The organism is Fodinibius sp. GM108 (assembly GCF_058386985.1).
The window spans coordinates 180516-207061 of record NZ_JBYEIR010000005.1 but is presented as its reverse complement, the minus strand read 5'-3'; the positions used below and the strand labels follow the sequence as shown (position 1 = coordinate 207061).

26 protein-coding genes are annotated in these 26546 nt (G+C 42.5%); 12 read left to right on the top strand and 14 right to left on the bottom strand.

The genetic code is table 11. The annotated features are described in order from the left end of the window. Nucleotides 1–78 precede the first annotated feature (78 nt). Nucleotides 79–1932 carry a DNA mismatch repair endonuclease MutL gene (mutL, locus tag ACT3ID_RS11050; RefSeq protein ID WP_491542091.1) on the bottom strand — a complete coding sequence of 618 codons (1854 nt, stop codon included), beginning with the start codon at nt 1930–1932 and terminating at the stop codon, nt 79–81. Between the two features lie 91 nt (nt 1933–2023). Beyond that, a complete protein-coding gene (locus tag ACT3ID_RS11045; RefSeq protein WP_491542090.1) occupies nt 2024–2224 on the bottom strand; it encodes a hypothetical protein in 201 nt (66 codons plus the stop codon). A gap of 162 nt (nt 2225–2386) precedes the next feature. On the opposite strand from ACT3ID_RS11045, the gene icd reads away from it, so the two are divergent. Next, entirely contained in the window at nt 2387–3634 is a 1248-nt protein-coding gene (gene icd / locus ACT3ID_RS11040; protein WP_491542089.1) for an NADP-dependent isocitrate dehydrogenase, read from the top strand. Between the two features lie 402 nt (nt 3635–4036). On the opposite strand, the gene ACT3ID_RS11035 is transcribed toward icd, so the two are convergent. From ACT3ID_RS11035 to uvrC, 6 genes are all read right to left on the bottom strand, one after another. Then, a complete protein-coding gene (locus tag ACT3ID_RS11035) occupies nt 4037–4525 on the bottom strand; it encodes a hypothetical protein (RefSeq protein ID WP_491542088.1) in 489 nt (162 codons plus the stop codon). Between the two features lie 73 nt (nt 4526–4598). Further along, nucleotides 4599–6146, bottom strand: a complete 1548-nt coding sequence (locus ACT3ID_RS11030; RefSeq protein WP_491542087.1) for a Do family serine endopeptidase — start codon at nt 6144–6146, stop codon at nt 4599–4601. Beyond that, the gene (gene recO / locus ACT3ID_RS11025) at nt 6143–6886 is read right to left on the bottom strand and encodes a DNA repair protein RecO (protein WP_491542086.1); all 744 of its coding nucleotides are present in this window, start codon (nt 6884–6886) and stop codon (nt 6143–6145) included. The genes ACT3ID_RS11030 and recO overlap by 4 nt, the downstream gene beginning before the upstream one ends. A 71-nt stretch (nt 6887–6957) precedes the next feature. Next, nucleotides 6958–7611 (bottom strand): anti-sigma factor, encoded by a 654-nt coding sequence (locus ACT3ID_RS11020; protein WP_491542085.1) that lies wholly within the window; start codon nt 7609–7611, stop codon nt 6958–6960. Then, complete coding sequence (locus tag ACT3ID_RS11015) at nt 7595–8242, bottom strand: RNA polymerase sigma factor (protein WP_491542084.1); 648 nt, start codon at nt 8240–8242, stop codon at nt 7595–7597. Before ACT3ID_RS11015 ends, ACT3ID_RS11020 begins: the two co-directional genes overlap by 17 nt. 341 nt (nt 8243–8583) lie before the next feature. Continuing rightward, nucleotides 8584–10440, bottom strand: a complete 1857-nt coding sequence (gene uvrC / locus ACT3ID_RS11010) for an excinuclease ABC subunit UvrC (RefSeq protein ID WP_491542083.1) — start codon at nt 10438–10440, stop codon at nt 8584–8586. Nucleotides 10441–10667: 227 nt separating this feature from the next. Here uvrC and ACT3ID_RS11005 point away from each other — a divergent pair, with 227 nt between their 5' ends. The 4 genes from ACT3ID_RS11005 (at nt 10668) to ACT3ID_RS10990 (ending at nt 16022) form a co-directional block, all read left to right on the top strand. Next, complete coding sequence (locus ACT3ID_RS11005; RefSeq protein ID WP_491542082.1) at nt 10668–12929, top strand: glycoside hydrolase family 3 N-terminal domain-containing protein; 2262 nt, start codon at nt 10668–10670, stop codon at nt 12927–12929. Nucleotides 12930–12949: 20 nt separating this feature from the next. After that, entirely contained in the window at nt 12950–13645 is a 696-nt protein-coding gene (locus tag ACT3ID_RS11000; RefSeq protein WP_491542081.1) for an RluA family pseudouridine synthase, read from the top strand. A gap of 451 nt (nt 13646–14096) precedes the next feature. Next, nucleotides 14097–14969, top strand: coding sequence for a class I SAM-dependent methyltransferase (locus ACT3ID_RS10995; protein ID WP_491542080.1), 873 nt, complete (start codon nt 14097–14099; stop codon nt 14967–14969). 126 nt (nt 14970–15095) lie between these two features. Then, nucleotides 15096–16022: an anti-sigma factor family protein gene (locus ACT3ID_RS10990; protein WP_491542079.1), complete on the top strand. Its 927-nt coding sequence runs from the start codon at nt 15096–15098 to the stop codon at nt 16020–16022. On the opposite strand, the gene ACT3ID_RS10985 is transcribed toward ACT3ID_RS10990, so the two are convergent. Together ACT3ID_RS10985 and ACT3ID_RS10980 are read right to left on the bottom strand one after the other, a co-directional pair. Further along, nucleotides 16019–16606, bottom strand: a complete 588-nt coding sequence (locus tag ACT3ID_RS10985) for a hypothetical protein (RefSeq protein WP_491542078.1) — start codon at nt 16604–16606, stop codon at nt 16019–16021. The two genes, ACT3ID_RS10990 and ACT3ID_RS10985, sit on opposite strands and share 4 nt — an antisense overlap. Before the next feature lie 832 nt (nt 16607–17438). Further along, a complete protein-coding gene (locus ACT3ID_RS10980; protein ID WP_491542077.1) occupies nt 17439–18827 on the bottom strand; it encodes a DNA recombination protein RmuC in 1389 nt (462 codons plus the stop codon). 36 nt (nt 18828–18863) lie between these two features. On the opposite strand from ACT3ID_RS10980, the gene ACT3ID_RS10975 reads away from it, so the two are divergent. The 5 genes from ACT3ID_RS10975 (at nt 18864) to ACT3ID_RS10955 (ending at nt 21726) form a co-directional block, all read left to right on the top strand. Next, nucleotides 18864–19160, top strand: coding sequence for a zinc ribbon domain-containing protein (locus tag ACT3ID_RS10975; protein WP_491542076.1), 297 nt, complete (start codon nt 18864–18866; stop codon nt 19158–19160). 218 nt (nt 19161–19378) lie between these two features. Then, nucleotides 19379–19780 (top strand): AbiU2 domain-containing protein, encoded by a 402-nt coding sequence (locus tag ACT3ID_RS10970; RefSeq protein ID WP_491542258.1) that lies wholly within the window; start codon nt 19379–19381, stop codon nt 19778–19780. Nucleotides 19781–20537: 757 nt separating this feature from the next. Beyond that, on the top strand, nt 20538–20750 hold the full coding sequence (locus ACT3ID_RS10965) for an addiction module protein (protein WP_491542075.1): 213 nt from the start codon (nt 20538–20540) through the stop codon (nt 20748–20750). 6 nt (nt 20751–20756) lie between these two features. Then, nucleotides 20757–21059, top strand: coding sequence for a type II toxin-antitoxin system RelE/ParE family toxin (locus ACT3ID_RS10960; RefSeq protein WP_491542074.1), 303 nt, complete (start codon nt 20757–20759; stop codon nt 21057–21059). A 193-nt stretch (nt 21060–21252) separates the two neighbouring features. Beyond that, complete coding sequence (locus tag ACT3ID_RS10955) at nt 21253–21726, top strand: GNAT family N-acetyltransferase (protein ID WP_491542073.1); 474 nt, start codon at nt 21253–21255, stop codon at nt 21724–21726. 103 nt (nt 21727–21829) lie between these two features. On the opposite strand, the gene vapC is transcribed toward ACT3ID_RS10955, so the two are convergent. Together vapC and ACT3ID_RS10945 are read right to left on the bottom strand one after the other, a co-directional pair. Then, nucleotides 21830–22222 (bottom strand): type II toxin-antitoxin system VapC family toxin, encoded by a 393-nt coding sequence (gene vapC, locus ACT3ID_RS10950; RefSeq protein ID WP_491542072.1) that lies wholly within the window; start codon nt 22220–22222, stop codon nt 21830–21832. After that, nucleotides 22219–22416, bottom strand: a complete 198-nt coding sequence (locus ACT3ID_RS10945; RefSeq protein WP_491542071.1) for a type II toxin-antitoxin system VapB family antitoxin — start codon at nt 22414–22416, stop codon at nt 22219–22221. Before ACT3ID_RS10945 ends, vapC begins: the two co-directional genes overlap by 4 nt. Nucleotides 22417–23232: 816 nt before the next feature. Here ACT3ID_RS10945 and ACT3ID_RS10940 point away from each other — a divergent pair. Next, a complete protein-coding gene (locus ACT3ID_RS10940) occupies nt 23233–23991 on the top strand; it encodes a Cif family virulence factor (protein ID WP_491542070.1) in 759 nt (252 codons plus the stop codon). Nucleotides 23992–24162: 171 nt separating this feature from the next. Here ACT3ID_RS10940 and ACT3ID_RS10935 read toward each other — a convergent pair whose 3' ends face one another. Next, nucleotides 24163–24759 (bottom strand): VOC family protein, encoded by a 597-nt coding sequence (locus tag ACT3ID_RS10935; RefSeq protein WP_491542069.1) that lies wholly within the window; start codon nt 24757–24759, stop codon nt 24163–24165. 179 nt (nt 24760–24938) lie between these two features. Further along, nucleotides 24939–25631, bottom strand: coding sequence for a cytidylate kinase-like family protein (locus ACT3ID_RS10930; protein WP_491542068.1), 693 nt, complete (start codon nt 25629–25631; stop codon nt 24939–24941). Nucleotides 25632–26006: 375 nt separating this feature from the next. Here ACT3ID_RS10930 and ACT3ID_RS10925 point away from each other — a divergent pair, with 375 nt between their 5' ends. Next, nucleotides 26007–26426 carry an antibiotic biosynthesis monooxygenase family protein gene (locus tag ACT3ID_RS10925; protein WP_491542067.1) on the top strand — a complete coding sequence of 140 codons (420 nt, stop codon included), beginning with the start codon at nt 26007–26009 and terminating at the stop codon, nt 26424–26426. The last annotated feature ends 120 nt before the right edge of the window (nt 26427–26546 follow it).

Here is a 26546-nt window from a genome sequence, read left to right as displayed (position 1 = left end):
TTTGAATTATTGAATCGTAGAAAAGCAAAAGATAACTGATTAAATCAATAAATCTATAATTCAACAAATCAGTTATTCCTACCGAAAACGCGCCTCAATGTCTTCAAGTGGTATATATTCAATCGTCGGTTTATTAAGCGGATCCTGATACGGTTCATCGCAGGCAAACAGCTGGTCAAGCAGATTCTCCATTTCCACATCTGTCAGTTTTTTTCCTTTTGGGATGGCTGTCTTGGATGCAAAAGCAATAGCCAGCTTCCGGCGCTCATCAAATTCAAACTTGCCATCCAGTTCGCGATACTGATGGAGCATCGATTTCAGAACCGAATGCTCATCTCCTACGTCAATATCGGCCGGGACCCCACTTACCATTGCTGTATTACCGCTCATCAGCTCCACATTGAATCCCATGCGCTGAATAATCGGATGCAGCTCTTCGAGCAGTGAGTATTCCGAGGCTGAAAACTCCACTGTCTGGGCAAAAAGCAGCTGCTGCGTGCTGGGAATAGCGGCCTCGGTGGCGCTCAGCGCTTTTTCATACACAATACGTTTATGCGCCGCATGCTGATCGATCATACATAAACCCGAACGGGTTTGTGTTAAGATATAACGGTCATGCAGCTGCCAAAATCCACGATCGCGCATGCGCTGTGGGGGATCACCCTGTCCTTCTTCGCTATCTTTTTTTTGCTGTTTCGGCTGATCAAAATCATACAGCTGCTTTGAGAAATCATTCTGATCTCCCTTTTGTGATTTAGGACGATCAAAATTAATGCGCGACGGAAACTTAACCGGTCGGTCTTTTCCAGAACTTTTGTTCTTATTCTTGGGACCGCCGAAGTTAAAATCCGATGAAAAACCACCTGGGGACGAACGACGAGCAGAACTTTCTTCTCGGTCAGAGACATCAGGTACTAAAAATTCTTCATTGAGAGTCCGTTTAACAACGGATTTGGTTAGCTTGATCATGCTGCGTTCATCCTCAAACTTGACCTCCTCTTTGGCCGGATGCACATTTACATCAACCTGTTTGGGATCCACCTCAAGGAAAATCGCATAGAAAGGATAATCCTTTTCACCAGTCCATGTATCATAGATATTCAAAATTACATGCGTCAACCAGCGGTGCTGAATCGGACGTCCGTTCACAAACAAAAACTGCTCGCCCCTGCTCCGCTTTGTTAGTTTGGGATCGCCTAAAATACCTCTCACGGTCAGGTAGCTGGTTTCTTCCTCAAATTCGATAAGGCTGGCTTTATAGCTTTTGCCGAACATCTCGGCGATACGCTCTTTCAGCGGCTGATCTTTGGGCAGATCATAAATCGTGTCGGTGTCGGCGATAAATTCAAACCCCAGATCCGGATGTGCCAGCGCCGCCTGCTGAACGGTTTTCAGGATATGACGAAATTCCGTGGCATCGGTTTTAAGAAATTGTCGCCGAGCCCGCACGTTGTAGAACAGATTTCGGATTTCCACCGAAGTTCCATCTTCAACAGCGGTTGGCTCAAATGCTTTCTCTTCACCGCCCCAGATCTCGTATTTATAGCCGATATCATCGCCGGGACGTTTCGTCTTTAGCGTCACCTGCGAAACTGAGGCTATTGAAGCCATCGCTTCACCGCGAAAGCCGAGTGTGCGGACGCGAAACAAATCCTCCACATCCTTAATCTTAGAAGTGGCATGTCTTTGAAAACAAAGTCGGATATCCTCTTCGCCCATGCCACATCCGTTATCCACAACCTGGATAAGGGTGCGTCCCGCATTCTGAACGATAATCTTCAACTCATCAGAACCGGCATCAATAGCATTATCCAGCAGCTCTTTGACGACCGAACTCGGACGCTGGATAACTTCACCGGCTGCAATTTTATTGGATATTTCGGGAGGAAGCTGATGTATAATGGAATCTTGAGAATCCGTTTCCTGGGTCAAGTGTCTATACTTCTTTTAATAAAATTACGGTTGGCGGGATGATACAAAATAATCATCCTGAATGATAGAGCTTTGAACTTTAAAAAGCCGGTTACAGTAAGTACATGATATAAATTACCAGCGACAACCCCAGCGCATACATCAACACCGATCGCCCCTGATGTGTTTTTTTATATGGACGCCTAATCTTGATACGTTCACGCCGGCTCATCTCCTTCTCCGGATTGTAATAGCGGTACTTGTACTTAAATTTTTTATTCTTGGGCCGATGCCCGAACATTGGCTTAATCATGGCAGATCCTTTCTAACTGTTGTTTTCTGCGTAAGGATAATATAACGAGATTATAACTTAAATTTCAGCCGGTAAATTCCATCCTTTTGAAGCTGTGCACCTGCGTCATTTTTTTGGTATACTTCAAGGCAATTTAAATTTAAAACTATTCCTTGTATAGCCATGAGTTACGAAAAAATTACACCTCCCGAAAATGGGACGAAAATTGAAGTAGAATCCGACGGTTCGCTCGTCGTTGCTGATAATCCAATCATTCCTTTCATCGAGGGAGACGGCATTGGAATCGATATTACTCCTACCATGAAGAATGTGCTCGACAGTGCCGTAGAAAAAGCTTATGACGGCGAAAAAAAGATTGAGTGGTTTGAAATTTATGCCGGAGAAAAAGCGGTTAATTTTTACGGCGAAGACCAGTGGCTGCCCGAAGATACGCTGAATGCAATTGAAGAATTCAAAGTAGCCATCAAGGGTCCTTTAACTACACCAGTTGGGGGTGGAATACGATCACTGAATGTAGCCATCCGCCAAAACAAGGATTTGTATGCCTGCGTGCGTCCGGTCAAATATTATAGAGGAACACCGAGCCCGGTAAAACATCCTGAAAAAACGGATATGGTTATTTTCCGCGAAAACACTGAAGATATTTATGCCGGAATTGAATACCAGACGGGAACGCCCGAAAATGAAAAGCTCAAAGATTTTCTTATGGATGACATGGGCGTCGACCAGATTCGCTTTCCGGATACAACTTCTCTGGGCATTAAGCCGATATCTGAAGAAGGGACTAAGCGACTGGTTCGCTCGGCCATTGATTATGCCATTTCGGAAGGACGTGACAATGTGACGCTGGTTCATAAAGGTAACATCATGAAGTTTACCGAGGGCAGCTTTAAAGACTGGGGCTACGAAGTGGCTCGTGAAGAGTATGATGCTGAAGTTATTGGTGAAGGACCCTGGTGCAAACTTCCCAACGGTATTGTCGTCAAAGATGTAATCGCCGATGCTTTCTTGCAGCAAATTCTCACTCGTCCTGATGAGTACGACGTGATAGCTACCATGAATCTGAACGGCGATTATATTTCGGATGCATTAGCTGCCTGTGTTGGAGGAATCGGCATTGCTCCGGGATCCAACATCAATTACAATACCGGTCTGGCGGTATTTGAGGCTACTCATGGTACAGCGCCGAAATATACCGGACAAGATAAAGTGAATCCCGGCTCTCTAATTCTTTCAGGCGTAATTATGCTGCGCTATCTCGGTTGGGGCGAAGCAGCCGATCTCATCGAGAAAGGTCTTGAAGCCTCGATTATGAATAAGCGTGTGACGTATGATTTTGAGCGGCTGATGGATGATGCTACGCTGCTCAAGTGCTCGGAGTTTGGCGAAGAGATCGTATCGAATATGTAAATATTCTCTTTTCATTTAGGGACGTTCCAAAACTTTCCCTTAGATCTGTCATCGCGAGGCTGGTGAATTTAGGGCCGCGGCGATCCTCATACAAGGAGATTGCCACACTTCGCTCACTCCGTGCGCTTCATTCACAATGACAGAAAGGAGAATTTGTATGGTTCTTTTATACAGAAAAACCCGCAAAGTTTCGAAAACTTTGCGGGTTTTATTATGGTTTGTCATCTCGACCAACGGGAGAGATCTTTGTTTTCTATCTGGTAAGAACAAAGATTTCTCTCTTCTCCCGAAAGTATTCGGGAGCGTTCGAAATGACACAAAAGATGGGCTTTATCTTACCCTACTATTTATAAGGAAATCAGAGACAGCTTTATTTAGAGCCTTTAGTAGTGTTATATCCAACTAAAAGCTCTCAAAAGCTTTGGATTCCTTCATCGTATTCCAGACCTGTTGGTGGGCGGATAATCGTTCATCAATTTCTGCGATTAGCTTATCTTTCGGCACACTTATTTCAGCAAAACTGCGATAACTATCGTAACCTTCCACCGTTTTTACCTGATTATTTTTTGTTTTGATCAATGGACTAACCTCCTCATCGACCTCTCGAAGAGCGATCAAGAAATCAGAATTATTCAGCCCCGAGGCGTCACCCGACTCCTCCATGGCTTCAGTCCTGATGTTTTCAAGCTTATCAGATATCGCAGTTTTTAATACCGATTCTGCCCATGCTGCCGCCTTTGAAACAGCAGCCGCCGAATCCTTATCAACCGCTGTAGCATAGCCATACATCGTATCCGCTTCACTAACTACCTCCTGTTCTGGATACCAGGATGGGTATTGCTCGGCTTCTTTCATCTCTTCCTGAGCACTCTCTTGTGCCGTTTCTTCCATTCCCGAACACGAGATTATGATTCCTATACAAAAAACACATGCAATAAAAGTGAGAATACGATGCATTAATAAATTATTTATCTTGTAATTTAAATGTTTCAGTTTGTCCGTCAGGCATTTCGATCTCGAAAAGAACGGAGTTATTTTCCTCAAAATTTTGCGTTATAAGATCATTCAAAGATTCCAGATCTTCAACTTTTTCATTTCCCACTTTCAAGATCCGGCCTCCCTCCTGCAATCCTTTTTCAAAAGCCTCAGACCCTTCAAAAACATCCGTGATAATCAAATCAAACGTTTCTCCTCTTGAATATGATAGAGCCATCACACGAAATCCCAGATCAAAAGTAGCAAAACCTCTTCTCTGAAATTCCTCCGGTGACTCATCACCTTCCGTATCCTCCTGGTGGTAATATCCCTCCGGTGAGCTATTGTTTAGTGCAAGCTGCTGCTGATCTCGGGTCAACGTGCCGAGCTCAACATTTTTTGTCAGCTCTTTACCATTCCGATAAATCCTTAAATCGACGTTATCACCGGGATCCAAAACGGCAATCTTTTGCTGCAGCTGATTCGATTCATTCACAATATCTCCATTAACGCTCAATATAACATCATTCGGACGCAAACCTGATTTATCAGCAGCTCCCTCGGGTGAAACTGCTGTCACCAGAACGCCACGGATCGTATCCATATCCAGATCGCTGGCAATGCGAGCATCCACACTTTGAATTGTTACACCCAACAGCGCCCGTCGTACTTCGCCATACTCAATAATATCTTCTGCCACTTTTGAGGCAAGATTAGAGGGGACTGCAAATCCATACCCCTGATAACTGCCGCTGTGAGAGGCAATAGCAGTATTAATGCCAATTAGTTCACCGCTCGTGTTAACTAGTGCTCCTCCACTGTTGCCCTTGTTGATAGCCGCATCGGTTTGTATAAAACTCTCCACCCGCATCTGATCGTTAATGATTTCCATATCCCGGCTCAGGGCACTGACAATTCCAGCCGTAACTGTGGACCGCAACCGAAATGGGTTGCCCACAGCCAAAACCCATTCACCTACTTCTACCTCGTCAGAATTACCTATAGTCATCGAAGGCAGATTACGCCCGTCAATTTTCAACACAGCCAAATCGGTACTGGGATCCTGTCCTACTATACGTGCCTCATACGTTCGTTTATCATTTAACCCCACTTCAATCCTGTTATCTAAAGCGCCGTCAATGACATGGTTATTTGTCAGAATGTATCCATCTTTGCTTATCAGAATACCGGAGCCCACTGTTTGCGCGCGCTTGGGAAGCACATCACCCCACAACCCGTCACGATCGTGATATTCATCATCAGGCACATCATTTCGTGAAATGGGAACTACCGTCTCGATATAAACAACAGCGGGCTTTACATGTTCAGCTACCTGTTTAAATAAAAAGCGATCGTCAATTTTAGCAAGTTCCTCATCATCAAACAGAGGTTTTGAGCTGTGTGTAATTTCAGTAATCTCCACCTCAGCCTGGTCGTTAACCTGTGTTTCCCATTGATAAAATGCGATCAAAGTGCCTATAATAACTCCGATCAACACAAGCAGAATACTGGATAAATAACGGTCTCGGGTCTTCATAACGATTCCTGCAAAATTTGTTCAAAGATAGCGTCTGATTTTCGATCTCTTAGTCCTTCCACATGATATTTTAAATAACGATCCAGGTGTTCTATTAACTCTTTTAGTTCTCCCGTCTCAAAAGAAAGTTCAAACAGTGCCGAACTATGTGACTGCAAAGCGATCTTTATATAATGATACTGATTTTGTGTTAAAATATAAGCATGGGATGAAACACTTTTATCAGTAACTAAACCCGATTCCAGGTTTAAATAGTTCGTTTCTGCCTGTGATTGGGAAGTATCAAGTTGCAAACCTATCCCCGTAAGTTCTGCAAGGCGTATCTGCAGGTAGGGAAATAACTTGGGCGGGTGAATATCGGCTGAATCGAGCCAGCAGAGCATGTTTTTCGTAAAATCGAAGAGAGACTCATTTACCTCATTCTCATGTAACAGCTGATTAATAAGCTCGATGGCCGAGGTCATGGTTGCCATCTTTTCAAAGTCGGACCGCAGATTTTTGTTCTTAGTTGCGTAGCTTGCCTCAGACAATATCTGTACCGAACGAGAACTCTTATAGTAATAAACAACATCCAGGATATTACCAATCTCAATGAGTCCGGAAAATTTGCTCTTTGGTTTTTTAACACCCCGGACCATCAGGGCAATTTTTCCATGTTCCCGGGTGAACATGGTCACAATTTTGCTGGACTCTTGGTAATCAACCGATTTGAAAATGATAGCTTCGGTGTGGGTAATCATTCTTTATCCTCGTCTTGGCATTAACACAACGGATAAAGAAGTATAGAAGCTTTAGGAATGCAAGCCAAAAATCAATTACCCGACCCGGTTAATTGTACAGAGTTTACATTACGATTTGTTGGTATAGAATTTTCAATTAATCGTAATTTCTGTGCGGATTGATCCATTATGGCCCGGAACTGTTCATTTTGCTCGGTAAAGTTTTCACCAAAACGAAGAATATCGTTCCGATCCACCCACGGATCTACATTACTCTCTTCAGCTGAAATTGAAGGACGAGGAAGATCTTCTTTGCTATCCGTAAACTGAACACCAGCAGAACTTTCGTTTACCTGGGCCGGTGCTGTCGAGGATGTAGAAGAAGGAGATACAGTCTGCAGCTCTTGTTCGTTGTCGCTCTCCGATCCAATAAAGAGCCAAGCGCCACTGGCCGTGATGGTGAGTGCCAATGTGGCTGCTACCGCCATCTTAAATGGATTTTTATAAGCATTGTTCTTTCTGTTTTTCTCTGCTTGTTCAGCAGCTTTCTGCATTACTGCATCGGTAACATCTGACGGAGGAGATACTTCAGGCAGCTTATCAAGCTTTTGGAGGGTCTGACGCATACTTTCAACCTCGATCAGCAGATCTTCATTCTCCATCATTGCCCGTTCCATCAGCAGTTCTTCTGATGGATCCATCTCCTTCATCAAATATCGTATACAATCATTATCCTCGTTGCGCATAGCTATTTTCTTCTTGTTCTTTTTCTTTATCAAAGAGTTTTCGAAGATTTATTAACGCATACCGCATACGTCCTAGTGCGGTGTTAATGGAAACATCAGTAAGTTCTGCAATTTCTTTAAACGGCATTTCATAATAATGTCGCAGCATAACTACTTGACGTTGTTCCTCAGGTAACTCTCCAATATGACGCATCAAACTGCTTTTTGCCTCATCTTTTTCAAGCTGTTCCTGTGCGCTGACAAGATCTTCATCAGGCAAACGATCATAGAAATCAGTGTTTGATTCCTTGTCGTAGTTAGAACTAACGTCTACAAACCGTTTTTGTTTTCTTAGATGATCAATTGTTGCGTTATGGGCGATTCGCATAACCCAGGCGATCCATTTACCCTGTTCATTATAGGTGTCATCCATCTTAGTAATAACCTTGGTAAACGTCTCCTGGAATATATCATCCGCGGTTCCGCCATCTTTTACCATGCTGTAGATATAGGAATATATCTTCGTCTGATGACGATTCATCAATTCACTGAATGCCTGTTCGTCGCCGTTTTGACGGTAAAAACGAACCAAATCCTTATCATCCAGTTGTTTGTATTTTCTGCTAATATGATCTGATTGTTCGAGCTTCATAATGTCCTCACGACTGAATTAAAAAATTAATAGCCGGCGATGCAACTAATATCTTCCTTAGTTGTCCTAATAAAGAACAAAATTTCATTTTCACCGTTCAGTTATTCGTTTCATGTTGAATACGAAGGCATAAAGAGTTTGTTCCGTATCAGCTAAGCCGCTACTATTTTTTATAATAGTTTTTGAGTTCCTTGTTGTCTATCACATCTTAATGTTAGAAATGCAATATCTATGCCTAGTCCTAAATGCTGTCAAAATTGAAGATAGGAGTATGATAAGATTCTTAGAAATTCCCAAATTTAAAATTTGAATCCTCAAAATATAATCAGATTTCGGACCTGCTATTCTTCCTCGGAATTATGGAAATAATAATAAACATTTTCACCGGTCTTGGGCCCTACTTCCTCTTGTAAGTCTTCCATTGAAGTTTCCCGTACCTCTTTTACCGATCCAAACGTTTTCAACAGTTGTTGCGCTGTTTTTTCACCAATACCGTCAATTTGCGTCAATTCAGTCTGGATTGTGCGTTTCGACCGGGTTTTGCGATGGAAAGACACGGCAAATCGGTGAGCTTCGTCCCGTACTTTTTGCAACAGTTTCAAGGCCGATGATTTCTTAGGGATCATGACAGGATCCGAGCGATCCGGTACAAATACTTCCTCAAGACGTTTTGCCAGTCCTATAACTTCGCATTCACCATAAAACCCGATCTCTTCGAGAGCTTCAACAGCACTGCTAAGCTGTCCTTTGCCCCCGTCAACGACAATTAAATCCGGGATGTGTTGCTTTTCATCCATCACTCTTTTATAGCGACGACTCAATACCTCTTTCATAGATGCAAAATCATCCGGTCCTTCAACTGTTTTGATATGGAATCGCTTATACTCGCTCTTTTTGGGGCGGGCATCAACAAAACATACCATTGAAGCTACCGGATCGCTGCCCTGCAGGTTTGAGTTATCAAAACATTCAATACGGCGCGGCAATCGCTGCAGATCCAGCTGCTCTTTTAATTCTTTTACAGAGTGCGGGATGCGTTTTTGAGCGGCTTTTTCTTTTTCAAGCTTTCGTTCACCCAACAGAAATTTGGCATTTGACAGCGCCATGCGGATCATCTTTGCTTTTTCACCTCGCTGCGGACGATGAATTCGAACTTTTTTTCCACGTTCTTCCCAAAGATACTGAGCCAGCGGTTCATCATTCTGTAATTCATCACTAACATATACTTCATCAGGGATAGCTCCCGCATGCTGGCCCGTGTAATAATCCTCAACAAACGACTGCAGCATCTCTCCTTTTTCGAGATGCTCTATATTCTTCAGAAATCGATGAAATTTACTGATGAGTTTCCCTTCACGCACCTTAAATAATACGCCGCAGGCTTCATTGATCTCCTCATCAACGCGGATAGCAAACAAGTCGCGATCAACCTTTTTACCGGCTACCATTTTCATCTTCTTGCTATACTTTTGTACAGCTTTTAGGCTATCACGGATCCGTGCCGCCTTTTCATACTCTAGTGCATCAGACGCAATCGACATCTCTTCTTTAAGATCGCGAATAAGCGCATCCATTCGCCCATTAAGCATTCGCTCAACTTTATCAATAGCAGCCTGATATTCCTCCTGATCCCAGTCGCCGGAACAGCTCTCCAGGTAGTCATCAAAACAGGAATGCCATCTGGGAGCACCTTTGGTGCGATCAATATTTTTGGGATGAACGGCACAAGTACACAGGTTAAATGCCTTTCGGATTGTCTCCAGCATACGCTTCATATGCTTTACGCTGTCATATGGACCATAATATTTGCTGCCGTCATTGATCACTGTGCGAGTAGGAAAAACCCGGGGAAAATCATCATTGGTAACACAGATATAGGGGTAGGATTTATCATCCCGATAGAGAATATTGTAGCGCGGCTGATGTTTTTTGATGAGATTATTTTCCAATATCAGCGCTTCCGATTCTGAATCAGTTACAATAACCTCGAGATCTTTGATCTTGCCAATCATCACCTTTATACGTCCGTCATGATCATTGGAATCCTGAAAATAGGAACGTACACGATTTCGCAGCCGCTTTGCCTTGCCGACGTACAACAAGCGATCTTTACTGTCCTTAAACATATATACTCCAGGCGAATACGGCAGATTATCCACCTTTTCTTCTACATCCATTTCTGCATGCTGGCTGCTCATTATACAATACTATATTTTCTTAGATCTGTTTTACTACGTTCAAACTTACTGATGTTCAAACGATAATGAAATTTCAGCTATTACAAGTGTGATAAATACAAGAGTGAAATAAATTGAAAATTAAGGCAGATGATGCTTTCTTATCAGAAAGAAAGACTATTAGGAAATATGTGTTTCTATTTTAACTCAGAGGATAAATAATTTCCTTGAATAAAACTTACAAGAGTATGAAAAATATAGTACGTTGGCTTACCATTTCTATCCTTTCCTTTTTTCTTCTACCGAGTCTCGGTTTTGCCCAGCAAACCTCACTGAGCTCCGACGAAATTGATCAAAAAGTGGATTCGGTGATGCAAAATATGACGCTCACCGATAAAGTTGGCGAAATGACACAGCTGGCCCTTGATATGATCTCGGAGGGTGAACCTTACAATACTGTTGAACCGCATCAGCTGTCGGAGGAAAAACTGGAAGAGGTACTTCTTGAGTACCGGGTCGGATCCATACTTAATGTCCCAAATCATGCTTTTGAACGCGAATACTGGCACAAAATTATCAAAAGGATTCAGGATATCGCTGTAAATGAAAAGCCAACCGGCATTCCGGTGCTTTATGGGATCGACTCTATTCACGGGGCTAATTATACGCTGGGATCCACACTGTTTCCGCAACAGATTGCCATGGCCGCTACCTGGAACAGGGAGTTGACAAAGCGCGGAGCCGAAATAGCGGCTTATGAAACAAGAGCCTCATATATTCCCTGGAATTTTTCTCCTGTTCTCGATATCGGTCGTGATGTCCGCTGGCCGCGGCTCTGGGAAACATTTGGGGAGGATGTCTATCTCACTGAAGAAATGGGAGTCGCTATGGTTGAGGGATATGAAGGTGATGATATAAGCAGTCCGTATAACGTGGCCTCGACATTGAAACACTTCCTTGGCTACAGTCTTCCGCAGTCGGGACACGATCGTACGGTGGCATGGATTCCGGAGCGACAACTTCGCGAATATGTACTTCCTCCCTTCACAGCTGCCGTGGATGCGGGAGCACATACAGTAATGATCAACTCGGGCGAAATAAATGGAATTCCCGTTCACGCCAATAAAGAAATTCTCACCGACCTGTTGCGCAATGAAATGGGATTCGAAGGGGTGGCCGTCTCTGATTGGTCCGATATTATTTATCTGCATGACCGGCACAAAATCACGGAAGATTATAAGGAATCGATTAAGGTTGCAATTAATGCGGGTATCGATATGAGCATGGTACCTGTAGATACGGAATTTCCCCGGCTGTTAAAGGAGCTGGTTGAGGAGGGGGAAGTTCCGATGAGTCGGATTAATGAATCCGTTCGTCGAATTCTGACCCTGAAGTTTAAGCTGGGATTATTTGAAAATCCTTATCCCGAAGATACCGACTACTCTAAATTTGCCTCCGATGAATTTGCAGAAGCCAGTTACCAGTCAGCTGTTGAAGCGATTACCCTGCTGAAAAATGAAAACGACCTGCTTCCGCTGCCCAAAAACCAAAAGGTGCTAGTTACCGGACCGTCAGCCAATTCGATGATTTATCTGAACGGCGGATGGTCCCGGACCTGGCAGGGTGATAATCCCGAATACAATACGCCAGGTAAAAAAACCATCTTGCGGGCTATACAAGATAAAATCGGTGCTGATAATGTGAATTTTGTTGAAGGCAGCACTATCGATGAAGCAACAAATATCGAGGAGGCTGTGGAAGCAGCAAACGACTCTGATGTAGCTGTCATCGCGGTCGGAGAGTCAACTTATACCGAAACGCCCGGAGATATTGCCGACCTGTGGCTGCCAGAAGCACAACGCGATCTTGTCAAGAAAGTAAGCGAAACAGATACACCAATCGTGTTAGTGCTTGTCGAGGGACGGCCGAGAATTATCAACGATATCGAACCGCTGTCGGATGCCGTACTGATGGCTTACCTGCCCGGTGATGAAGGCGGGCGCGCGACCGCAGATATTCTTTTCGGAGATCAAAATCCGAGTGGTGAGCTTCCCTTTACCTATCCCGGCGGAGTCAATGATCTTGTCACTTATGATCACAATTATACCGATGAAACAGGACCCTTAGGATTTAATCCACAGTGGGAGTTTGGCCATGGACTCAGCTATACTACTTTTGAATACAACAACCTGCAGGTTAGCTCAAGTGATTTTACAGAAGGTGACGAATTACAGATTTCGGTTGATGTGACCAACACCGGCGCTCGCGACGGTAAAGAAGTGGTACAGCTTTATGTCAGTGACCTTGTAGCGAGCATCACTCCTCCGGTAAAACGGCTGAGGGGATTTCAGAAAGTTGATCTCAAAGCCGGTTCATCTCAAAAAGTCACTTTTACCATAACTGCCGATGACCTTGCTTTTATCGGTAGAGAAAATAAATGGATTACAGAACCCGGCGACTTCAAAATTCAGGTTGGATCACAGGAAGAAACCATCACTTATAGAAAATAAGTTCTCTTAAGATAGTCATAATGAAGCAGACGAATACCAGTCCGAATCTCTCTATTGTTTATGAGGATGCTCACATTCTCCTCATTGATAAACCGGCCAATGTACTTTCACAGGAAGATCATACCGGCGATCCAGACGTTCTATCGCTGTGTAAACGGTATTTAAGGAGTTCCAGCAAGAAAAATGATCCTTTTCTGGGATTGATCCACCGGCTGGATCGTCCCGTGGGCGGTTTGATGCTTTTGGCAAAAACGCACAAAAGTGCCGATCATCTTTCGAAGCAAATGCGTGATCGTACGATGCAGAAGACCTATTGGGCTGTAACGCAGGGAGATCCGCCTAAAAATGGAATGCTCACCCATCACCTTTATAAAGATCGCGACAAGAACATTGTGGACGTTGTACCAAAGGATCGCAAGCAAGGCAAAGAAGCGATCCTGTCATTCTCCAGGCTCGAAGTTGTGAATGACCTAAACCTGCTGGCTATTCACTTACAGACGGGGCGTCCGCATCAAATACGGGTACAGCTGGCTCATGAAGGATATCCAATCTGGGGCGATTACAAATACGGAGCTGATCAGCCTGATGGTCGTGATATGGCACTCCGTGCCGTAGAGCTAGTGTTTGAGCATCCCACAATGAATCAGGAATTACAGTTTGAACTGGCTCCGCCTGATGAAGAGCCATGGACTCGTTTTTCTATTGCTCAGTTTTAAGGATGGTTTTTCCATGGTCACTCGTTTCTTATCTCTTTTGTCTAATCCATACCGGAGGATCGGAACCAGTGGAGTTGAAGCAAATGAGACATTGTCCATTTTTTGTCGCCAAAAAATGAACGAAAAAAGCGCTGGGGGAATCGTAGATTTTGATCTAATTAAAACAGGAAAACAGGAATAGCTATTCCACGCTAGTACTTATTCTAAATTCTCTTTTCCCGCGATTCGCCCCAGACCCCCGTTTATTTAAACCCGTGAAATAGTAACCCGTTCCTTTCTTTTCAACATCTCATTTCTCAGAGCCAATCTTCTGCACAACAAGAAATGATTTACATATCAGAGCAGAGTACTTAGAAGAAATGTGACTTTAATAGTCATTACATTTATCGTTGTACTAGATCCTTGACTATTATTATAGACCTGTTGTTAAACCTAATGCTTCTTCAAAAGAATGAAATCAGACCAGCTCAGTAAAACAGCGGCTTTTGTTGCCATAAAGTTTTATGGACTCACGCGCGACAGCCGTTTCCGATCCCTGTTTGATGAATCTGTAATCACCTTTTATGACCGGCTCGTACAGTCGCTTCCCAAACCTCTTTCCTACTACCGAAACTGGCTGCGGCTTAACTGGGTTCGCAGGCTTTACATCTGGTCAGAAGAACTGCTTCTGCCCGGGGATCTGCTGCATATCATCGCCCGTAAGTGGTATATGCAGCGAATGACCAGGCAACTTATTGATCAGGGATATGAACAAATTATTATACTTGGCGCTGGATTTGATCACCTGGGATACCATTTTTCCGGGGATGGAGTTCCCTGCTTTGAAATTGACAGACCAAAGATGGGGCGACTGAAACAGCAGTTTCTCCAAAAATATTATCCCGACCAGCCGCACCCCCGCATTATTACTAACGATCAGTCGTCAATACCCCTCTCCCATCAAAAAATTGATCCGGATAAGAAAACCATTGTCGCAGCCGAAGGATTTTTTGATTACCTGGCACCATGCTCCGTAGAAGAAACACTATACAAGATTCGTAATAATTTCTCGCACAGCACCGCTCTGATCAGCACACATTTTGCCCTGGATGAACTCCCTTTTTTACATCGTTCCGTGTATAAAATAAGTGTTCGAGTGGTCGGAGAACAGCTCCAGTTTCACACCCCCGCAGAAGGCTTTAAACAGATGCTGGCAGACCAAAGGTTTGAGATAAGACAATTCTTTGATACGCAAGAAATTAGCAAAACAATACATGATCAAATTGACACCACGTTACCACTGCTTAAGGGATTCCATATTTTATCAGCCGAAACAAGTGGCTGATCTTGTAATAAGTGACAGTACAATATTACTTTAAAAATTCGGAACACTGCTATTGGTGACTATGTTGAAAAGGTGAATATATGCAACTCTCAATAAGGGGAATATCCTGCAGATGAAATATCAATTATGTGTAAGAACGAGCTAACGAAAGAAGAAGCATTCAGTTTAATTTCTGCTGTTATCGATAACGAGGTCAGCGAAGAAGAGCGTAAGGCCTTTATGGAATTTATCGAGCGGGACGATGAGGTTCGGCGGGAATATCATTCCATCAAAAAAATAAAATCTCTGATAAGTTCCCGATGTCCCTATGCCAAGGCCCCTGAATATCTGCGAAAATATGTGCAAAATATTTGTGAAAAAGAACTATCAGAAGAACAGCACGTCCCGGTATATGATAAACCGTGTATAAACCCCGGCCGGCAGGTACAAAATGTTGGAGAAACCGAAACGGCTTCCCGAAAAGCCCACCAACGATGGATTTATTCAATTGCTGCCGGTCTTTTACTCATTGCAGCGCTGTGGAGTTTCTTTAACTTTTATGGTCCGGTGCCCGATTCTCAACAAGTTTATAATCTTGAAGAATACGCTTACGAGCATTTCCAAAAAAATGAGGGACAGCTGATATCTCCCAATATAGCCACTGCCAGTTTGGGATCTGCCGAAATGCGCTTAGCACAAGAATATGATATGCCAATGAGAGTTCCTGATCTTAAGAAAGCCGAACTTAAAGGAATTGCCTATGTGGATTTTGTCCCCAACTATAAGGCCCCGATGATTGAATATTACCTACCTGCCGAAGATCAGTATGTTTATATTTTTGCCTTCCGTCTCGATAAGCTCAAAAAATTCAAACAGCTAGTACTGGATCAGGAAGCCGTTAAAAAATGTGATGAGCCTGAGGATTATTACATCCATAAAGTAAACAACAAGCATGTTGTCTCCTGGAAATGGAATGATATATGGTATGCCGCCGTATCCAATCATGACGGAGATACACTGGCGTCATTTGTTAAAACCCTGCAACCTGATTCAGAAGTGGCAAGCCAAAATTAAAAACGGAAGCTGGCGGTAAGTGTCGGAGCTACTTTATCATCTATAACGGCTGGCGTAATATTCAGCCCAAATCTGTTATTTTGCTGATTGTATTCATCGACCGAGGCTTTTGTGCTTATGACATTGTAGATCATACTGCCGAGAATTAATGCTTCCCCAATTAGTATCTTTGTATCCGTAAGTGAGACCTCCTTGTTGTCAACGCCCAGAGCATCGGCAAACTCCCGGCCAAAAATTTCACTGGTGGCATCTACCATCAGGTATGAGCCTACTGTGCGAATACCCATACCGATAGCTCCGCGAGGAAAATCTTCAGCATAAAAATTACCAGTCGAAGGCGCTACTATCACTCCATAAACTCCCAAAATGGCACCTGCAGTTTCGATTGTATTATTATCAAATAAGCGAACAGCAGCCACGCCTGTACCAATCGATAGCACTGTATTACTAAGAGCAATGGTACGGGCCTTGGAAGCATTTTTGAGATCATCCCGCGCACTTATCGATATCTCGCTTTGCGCCCGGACTTGTGATGATATGAGCAGTAATAAAACCAGTAAACTTAAAAATGAGATCTTTTTCATAAGGCGAGAATATGAAAAGCTTTTGCCACAAATAAAATTATTAATTGATCTAGTTGGAGGTTGTATTAAAAGTCGGGGGTGAATAGGTGATGGATTCTTTACAGTGTGACCACCAGCAGAGTATGTAGGGGCTAAGTTCATAAAAAACGGCAATAGAAAATCTTCCCTGGAGGGAAGTGTCGGTTCCAGTGATTTTCCGGAACGGACGATGGGTGTAAGATAATGTGGAAGTGAATTTTATCCATTTCAGCGGTGTACCTTTTGGCTTGATCCAAAAGGTACTAAAAAATCAAGGCGGAAGAATTGTGAAGATAGCTTCGACTTGCAGGATGCGTGAATTTTGATGGTCCTTTTTCTTGCAAAACATGTATTTAATATAGTACCGGTACAAAATTCACACCCGCATCCTTTAGCCTCAGTTACAATTCTAAGGCCCGATTGAAAACCGTAAAGTCGGCACCAAATTTTGCACCTTCTTTTAGTAAGCTATCCATTTGAAATATCGGCCTTAGCGAGTGAGGAAGGGAAGGTTGGTTTTAAAACGGGGTCCGGGGCGAATTGGTGAAAATGCTTTAGCATAAATACTGATATGGAAAAGCTATTCCCGATTTCCTGCTTTAGTCAGTATAAAACCTGGCCGCAGAGTGTCTATACGTACATTCCGTACAGAGGTATGCAACGAGATCAAGGTATCTCGTCAGGTCGGGGGTACAACCTCGTAGTTGTGAGGAGGTTGTACCTCCGAACATGTTGCTAGGATGACCGGCTCTTTAGGTCGGGAGTACAACTCCCTCCCAACACAGAATGTTATATCTTTAAGATGATGATATATCTAATTACTCAGTTCCAGCTCGGATTGTTCTTCACCGTTGGATTCTTCCAGATGGCCTGTCTCTTCTGTCAGATCGCTGGACAGTTTCTTGCTGTTATTAGCACCCAACTTACGCAGCTTATCCGCCTGACCGATTAAATCACCGCGACCTGTTTTCAGTCGTTTCATCGCCTGATCGTAGCTTTCCTGCGACTGGCGAATGCGCATGCCGATCTCTTCCAGGCTCTCGACAAAAAGCACAAACTTGTCATATAACTTGCCGCCGCGTTCGGCAATTTTCTGTGCATTTTTATTCTGATACTCCTGCTTCCATACGCTGTCGATCGTGGCCAGCGTCGCCAGCAGCGTAGAGGGACTCACTATAACGATATTCTTGTCAAAAGCATCATAATAGAGGCTGGCATCGTGCTGAAGGGCCACGCCGAAAGCTGACTCAATAGGCACAAACATCAGCACAAAATCGGGACTGTTTCCGCCGTACAGCTGTTCGTAATTTTTCTTACTGAGTCCCTTCACATGACTGCGCAGCGAGTTTATATGCTGTTTCAGCGCCTTTTCCTGTTCCGCTTCATCCTCGGCTGAAGTAAATTCCTCATATGCTTTAAGCGATACCTTGGAATCCACCACCAGCCGCTTATCGTCCGGCAGATATACCACCACATCCGGGTACAGATTGCGTCCGTCCTCGCTACGGTGATTTTCCTGGATCTCATATTCGCGTCCCTTGGTCAACCCCGACTTTTCGAGGATACGCTGCAGGATCACTTCGCCCCAGCTTCCCTGTGTCTTGGAATCCCCTTTCAGAGCTTTGGTCAGATCCTTGGCCTCCTGCGCCATCTGCTGATTCATCTCTTTAAGATGCTCCAGGTGCTGCTTCAGCGAACTGCGTCCCTCGATATCTTCTTTATGGGTCTCCTCTACCTTCTTTTTGAACTCTTCCATCTTTTCGCCCAGCGGCTTCAGCAGCTGATCCAGCTTTTCTTTATTCTGCTCGGTGAATTTCTGGGATTTCTCTTCCAGGATCTTATTCGCCAGGTTCTCAAACTCATCTTTAAACTTATCCTGCAGATTCTGCATCTCCTCTTTCTGCTCATTAAGGCGCTCTTTTAAATTGCGATAATCAGCATTGAGCTCGGCCAGCTGCTTTTCGGCTTCATTGGCACGGCTCTGTTCCTCCTTGTAGTTATTTTTAGCTTCGGATATCTCTGCATCAAGTCGTTCGTTGCGCTCTTCAAGGCGGGAGATCGTCTGCATGGCCTGCTCTCGCTCCCGCTCCAGTGCTTCAGCTTCTTCGTTGCTCAGCGCCTGACTACTTTTGTTTTTGAAATGAGCAATAATGTATCCCAGAATGACTCCGAGAAGTATAAAAGCGATTGAGATCAGTTCCATGGTTTTCGGGTTTCGCGGTGGCGGGTTACGAGTTTCATGTTGCGGGTATACGCGTTGTGTGTTTATTACAGGATGAGAATAATTCCTGCTACTGTTTTTGTAGTTGAAGCTTTGACAATATCAGGGTTCTTGCACCCAGTTTCCAGTCAAGATTACTATGTGAAAGTAGTGAAAGAGAGTGACAACGTGGTGTCACCCCTCTGTGCTAATAGAGATCTGCAAAAAAACAACCAGCGATTCACTACCGTAACCTGCAACAGGTGCAGCTATACCGAAATGTACAAGGAAGAAAGCGATACGCTGGAGAATGCTTTTGATTCCTTCGGGAATTAGCGGAACTATAATTGGTAGTCTAGGAGAGACACATAAAATATATTATGCATACACATTATGTGTATCAGCAAAAGTTACAATCGTACAGATAAAGTATTAATTATCTGCGGTACAAGCTGTTAGGTGCCATATCATAATATTATGCGTATGTACATCTAACAGAGAATTTGTATGTAGAAGCTTAGGTTATGTGTTTTAAAATTACTTAGAGATGGACTATTCTAAATATTGCGAAACTTACAGATAGCTATGTTCAAGGGAGTAATAAAAACCTATCATTGTTCATACCAAAAGAAATTGGTAAAGCTCATTCATGGGAATATTATGATAAAATCGATAGTTCACTTGACGAGTTAAAAACTTTAGTTAAAAAGATAAGAGATCATAGAAGAAAATATGTAGCACATCGTGATGAACCAATTGCTCTGAATAGATCAAATCTTGATAAAGTCACCTATGGCGATCTGAAAATCGCCTTTGAAAAAAATAGTGAGATAATGAATATCTATTATTTAAATGAAGAAAATTCACAATGGGAATGGAATCCAATAGTACTTGGAGATGTCGATTCATTGGTTGCGTATCTTAGATATGGAGCAATTTTTTTGAACAAATCTTAAAACAAGATCGGGAGCTAAAGGATAAACTGATTGAATATGATCAAAAGCTATACAAAAACACATAACCATGGCATTAAGCGGACGCATATCGCCCTGGCCTTGCTTGATTTGAAGATTTGAGCTACAATGTAATTCATCACCAATTTCGGGATTCGTATTGCGCCGCTTATCCCGTAGGTCGTATAGGGCTATTTTAAATTGTAACTGCCATGAAGATAATTAAAGACAAAACACTTTTGATAAGTATTGGCGTAATTTTAATGATTTTCGCCTTGGTCCATGTATTTGATATCTATATGCACGGTTCAAGCGTGTCATTTAATGGACAACTCATCGAAAATAAGCTGACATCATCGATTGTTACCTTTTGTTTTTATTTGTTACTGTGGGGTTTAGCAACTTTAGGTATCTACAGTTCTTCTAAACTTAAAGAGAAGTTTTTTCATAGTTCTAATTGATTATTCTTGATTTCAATTTTTTAATAAAACTTCCATTTTCTAAACTTACGCTATTCTAGCGGCATAATCCGAGCATTAAGCGGACAGGCCTCCCTCCTACGCTAAAGCTTCGGAGGGCACGATACCTGGCTTTTTAGTTTCCCATTCATTACTAACCAACTCAACATTATTTCGTGCGCCCCTTATGCGCAGTGTCGTTAGGTTCCCTCCTACTTTTGCTAATTTCTAACTCAATTAATTGCTTTCAAACTCGTTTTTATTCAACTTAAGTCTGTAACTACAAAGCAAAATTTTCTGTAATGGAAAAGACATTAATTAACAAGCTTTCGCAGCTCAACAAAAACGAGAAATTGCTCTTGGTCGAAGCTCTCTGGGATTCTATTGCCTCTGATCCTGAAGAGGTTGATGTCCCCGATCACCACAAATCTATTTTAGAGGAGCGTCTCAAAACCTTAGAAGAAGACAAAGAGAATGGCTCTTCCTGGAAAGAAGTTCGTCAAAAGTATCAATAAGACGCTGTGCCAAAAACATTAATACTTACTGAAGATGCACAGCAAGATTTAGATGATGCTTACGATTGGTATCAAGAGCAGGATCATGGATTAGGTGAAGAATTCTTTCGCTGTGTTGACGCAAAACTTTCAGAAATCAGCCGCTCCCCTCTTCAGCACCAAGTGGTTTATAACGACAGAGTTCATCGAGCTTTAACAAATCGATTTCCATTTTCTATTTATTTCATCAATGAAGAAGAGATTATAACTATCTTTGCTATTCTCCATCAGCGAAGAAGTCCAGAGTCTTGGAAAACAAGAACTGAATAAATCGGAAAACATAACCCACGCATTAAGGTCTTGCCAGTTTTGGCTTTTTAGCTTTTCGTTCATTATTTACAACTCAACATTATTTCGTGCGCCCTCGTGGAATCTCCCGATGTATCGGGAGGCCACCAAGTGGCATTCCACAGGGCATGCACTTTATGCGTAACATCGTTAGGTAGTTTAAATTTAATTAACTATGAGTCTTAAATTTTATATCGCGAGTCCGGAAGATGCAGAAACAATAGGAACTATGGTTTTCAAGTTAATTCAAGAAATTAGTCGCAAGAAAAATAATGAACCTTGCAATTTGGATCTTGATGTGACGGTAAATCATTGCAAAGATTTTTTAAGGAAAGGAGATTATTTAGCGATTATTGGATCTCTTGAAAATAATCCAATAGCAACTGTCACTTTAGTAGAGAACCCTGCTTTATATGCAGGAGGGAAAATTGGTACCATACAAGAATTCTATGTTACTCCTAAGCACCGATCAAAAGGGATCGGCTCAAAATTAATTAGCAAAGTTAACAAATTTGGACTCGAACGTAATTGGAAGCGGATCGAAGTATGTACCCCCTCCCTCCCAGAATTTGAACGCTCTTTACTTTTTTATAAAAAAAATAAATTTGAACCGGCTGGCGGTCGTAAAATGAAGTTAGTATTCAATTAAGAAAATTCTTAACTCGCGCTATCAGTCCCCCAACAGCATTCGGGGCAGGCTCGCGCACAGGGCATGCACCTTATGCGTAATGTCGTTAGGTGTACAACATTGATTAAACATATATCTGTAGAGGTAGCTGAGTTGCTATTTGGTCGAAGTATTTATCATTATGTAACAGCTCCACTTCATGTTCGATGCACCAACTTCCGATGAGCATATCTACGGTTTTGCGAATGGTTACGCCTTTCGATCGAAGAAAACGAAAATTTGATGCTGCTTTTATTGCTAAGGACTTCCCTCCTAAATGCACACAATCTAACGGATCAAGAGCTTGTTTGGCTATTCTAAACTCTTTGTCACTATCGAACCCTTGTAGAATTTCGGTGAGAATAATGTCTCCTGTAAGAACTGACTGTTCAGAGAGGATCCGGTCAAAGTTTTCGGTTTGTTTATTGTCTACGCCGTTGAAATAATCAATCCATACGCTGGTATCTACTAAAATCACTTCTTGTCAGTCCTTATCTCCTCTAAATCACCTTTCCAGTGCAATTTGCCTCGCAAGTCTTTGATATTTTCTTGTTTTTTGCGCTGGACTAACAACTTCAAGCCCTCTTCCACAGCATCTTTTTTCGTTTTTAATCCACTCACTTTTAAGGCTTCATCCATCAAGTCGTCATCGATCACTACATTCGTCCGCATAACTGTATCGATTTAGTTAATGTGTATTTTTTATTAATCTATACACATAATGATTAAAATCCTAATTTTATTGTACAGCTACCCCCACGCTATCAGCAAACAGACTCCGCTGTTGCTTGCCCGCTTTCTATTTATTAGTTAACAGTTTATCTAAAACAACTTCAATACAAACCCGCTATAAAGTAGCGGATCTTTGGAGTGCCACTTACTAATATGTTGCTCACTTTGGACTACCATCAGATACAACGGATCCTTGTGAAAAGATCTATCAAACAAAACCCAGTGAATGGCTCCTATTCTTGGGCCGAGTAAATAAAATAGCTGATCGATCTTGATGATACCTTGTTGATTATGGCTCTTTTCCTCTCCTGCTGCTTAATGCTCAGTCTCGTTGCTCTTTTATCTATTGGGACACAGTGAAACAGAACTGCTTCAATCACATTAGCTGACTGATAAGGATGATAATTTAGGCGTACTCGTTGTTATAGGTCGACATCGTGGTGAGCACATTATCTTTTTACTGTGACGGCAATGGAGTTTTAGACTTCGCAACCAATCAGATTTCATATTGGGATTGTTAGAAGCGAAGAATAAAGGTAAAATCCTTTCGTCTGAAGATGAATCATCAGGCTAAGAGATAAAACCTCAAGCTCGCTTAAGCGAGCTTCTTCAAATTAAACCCGTGATTTATCTTTTGGACTACATGTGAGCTGAAAAAAATCATTTCTCGTGTCTCGAGGTTCTAAGCAGGCAATTTGTATATTAGAAAAACTATTCTTAGCGTGGTGGTTGGATGTATAAACCAATAACTGCATCATGAAATCATTTTTTACTGCCGCTCTGCTTACCTTTATTTCATTTCAGGCCTATTCACAACCTGATTTCACTTCCCTACAGAATGATTGGATTTCGTCTGTCAACAAAGGGGAGTCATTTCAACAACTGTTATTTCCCAATGGGTACTTGTTCTATTTTGATGGGAATGCTAAGGTCTCAAGCCAGGTAAATCCTGTGGATGATTTTGGAATCGATGGAAAATTGGCTGATTATCAGCAAATAAAACAGTTCAAACACGATGATTCTCGATTTCTTACACTGGCAGATGTTTCGCAGAATCAAAAGCAATATGCTCTGCTGACGGGATGGAAGAAGACAGAAACCAGATGGACTAAGGAGATCGATGTTTTGCTTGCTCAAATTTCTGATTCCAAAGTCTCAAATTCTGTCAAACAGCAATTGGATACAAAGAGAACAGAATGGGTTAATCTTGCTAATCAGCATGATCCGGCGAATCATATCCGCACCTCTTACACGAAAGACGCGGTGTATTTTAGTAACGGAATGCGTTCAGACGGTTATTCGGGAATCACGGAACGCTATGCCTACATGAAAAATCCGAATTACCAGGTTGATCTCGAAGCATCGTACCTGCGACAGATTTCGGATTCCAAAATTCTCGAAATCGGTCGTTATTTTACCGGCAAAGAACGTAAAGGCAATGGCGGCATCTACGCGATTCTGTGGCAAAAACAGTCGGCTGAAGATTGGCAGATCGGGATGGATTTTAATTTTTGACGAAAGATCACCACATGGCAGCTTATGGCCTAGGTCCTCAGATCGCAAAGGAAGAAACGGTAATTGGGTCAATGTGAAGAATAACCTACCAAGCGATTGCTCACGATTCATCGCCTACCGCAGAAAGTCAGCTATTCGCTGTAACTTTAACAATTCGCCGGTAGTCCCATTTTACTTTTCCATCTTATCAAACGGATTCAGAAACTTTTCTTCAGTGATATCTTCCTGGTTTCCGTTCCACATCTTCTCACCAAACGGCTGATCGCTGATATCCCAGTAAATCTCCACGGTAACATCATTGGGATCAGGAAAGTAGATTGAAAGACTCACTTGGTTGTCCTTAATCACATGAGGAATATCCGTTTGTTTAATGTGGTTGTAATAATCAACGAGTATATCATGCGTAGGAACCTCAAAAGCAACCTGTTGCAATTGTCGCTGATCAATTGGCGGAAATTCCTCAACCCGTGATTCCAGCAAAACCAGTTCGTGATGATTGTCAGAAGCACTCATAAAGATCCTGCGCAGACCATCATAAACCACTTCCTCATTGGTGTGAAAATTTAAATGTTCTTCATAAAACTGCTGTGTTTCGTCTAGATCGGTCGCCATCATCACAATGTGACCCGGCATGATACGCACCTTCGGGTCGGAATTTTCTTGCTGCTGTTCAGTTGCGTTTGTTTGCTGTGGATGCGGTGCAGCTGCTTTACCTTCAGATTCAGCCGACTGCCCCCGGCAGGCCGCTAGTACTAAAAATAAGCTCAAAATATGCAGCGTTGGAACTTTAAAGCAGTGCATCATGATGTTTTTATTTTTACAACATCTCACAATCTACTTTTGTTCATCTGACGTTTGAAGATGAGTTATCGGTTTAAGACATCAGCTCAAAAGTTGGCGGAAAATGTTCCTTATTACTCTGAAGATAATTTTCCAGAGAAAGTGTTTTAATCTTCTATGAACCTCTTGGTCTTCTTCCTGTAAGCATCCTGAGCAATAGCAGCCATCTCCTCCAGGCTGTATGTGCCGGAATTTAACAGCAGGTCGTAGTCTGCGGCATTTGTAACATCTTTGTTGAAATTGTATTCTACAAAGTTAGCCCGTTCAGCATCTTTCTCGCGGATAATATGCAAAGCTTGCTCATTGCTTATGTTTTCTCTTTTTGCATATCCTTCTACTCTCTTTTCAAGTGGAGAGACAACGCGCAGGTGAAATGAAGAATCCTTTTGGCAGATGTAATTGGCTCCTCGGCCTACAATTATACAGTTCCCATATGACTCAATAGTTTTAACAACGCGGACAAGGGACCGCAGATAGTTAACATTGGTATTTATATTTTTCAGAAAGCCTGCGACCGTGTCTTGCACCGGCTCCCTGAGCCGCTCATCAACCGTTTCGAGCATATTTTCATTGCTGTCCAATTCATCAGCAATTGCCTCCAGAAGTGCATTATCCCAAACTTTGAAATCCATTTTCTCTCCCAACAGCCTGCCCAGAGCCGCACCCAGCGCCCCGAATTCTCTGGATATCGTAATAGCCGGCTTTTTTCTCTGTTTGGACCTGGACCGGAGATGTCTAAGATTCTGATGGCTCCAGGCGTTAATCTGTTCTTCTATGATCTGCTCTGTTCTTCTACCCATAATAAAATACTCCTTCTCTGATTATCTTTTTCGGACCCTCTCCATTATGCCCCTATCTTACAAATTGAGGAAACACCAATTTATCAAAAAACCGGGATAATTTTAAACAAAAAAAGCATATAGCTTAAAATATTAAGGATATAGTATGAAGTCATTAAAAAAATTTGCTTCCATGAAAGGCTATAAGTTGTCAGCTGTCAGCCGCCAGCTATCAACATCAGCTGGGGACCATTACTACTGATAGCCAGCGAACTGGAAACTTGACTCCTATTGGTAAGATGATCAGATCTTTTCAATTCCAGATCAAAATAATTATAAGACTGTGGTTATTAATTGATATTTAGCACAAAACTGTATTAATATATCAATAGGTAAATGAGGCTTGGCCATGTCAATTATAAAAAGCTTAATCCTGCTCTTACTGCTGATTGCTGCTCATTATTTTTCTTTAGCCGACCAAGATCAGATTCAACATCAGAGGCTAACAACATGGAACAACAGGTTTATACACTCGGCGTGTGGAACGTCCAAGAAGATAATCAACAAGAGTTCATTACCGCATGGAAAGAACTTGGGAAAACCTTTGCTTCACTTCCTGACCCTCCAGGTAAAGGGATACTCATCCAAAGTACCTCCGAACCCACTCTGTTTTACTCGTTCGGTCCCTGGAACAGTATGGAGGCCGTAGAAGCTATGCGCAACGATCATCGCGCACAAGAAGGAATTAAAAAGCTTATCGACCTATGCACAGAAGCAACTCCCGGTTCATATCACGTTGTCGCTGAATCGCCTTAGTATCAAGGTTAAAGTTTTTAATCAGGTAGTCTGACCGGTCCATGTTGCAAGCTTGAACCAGTATATAAACGCACCTGGTACGGAATGATTTCTAATCCACATGGGTATAATTATGCTATG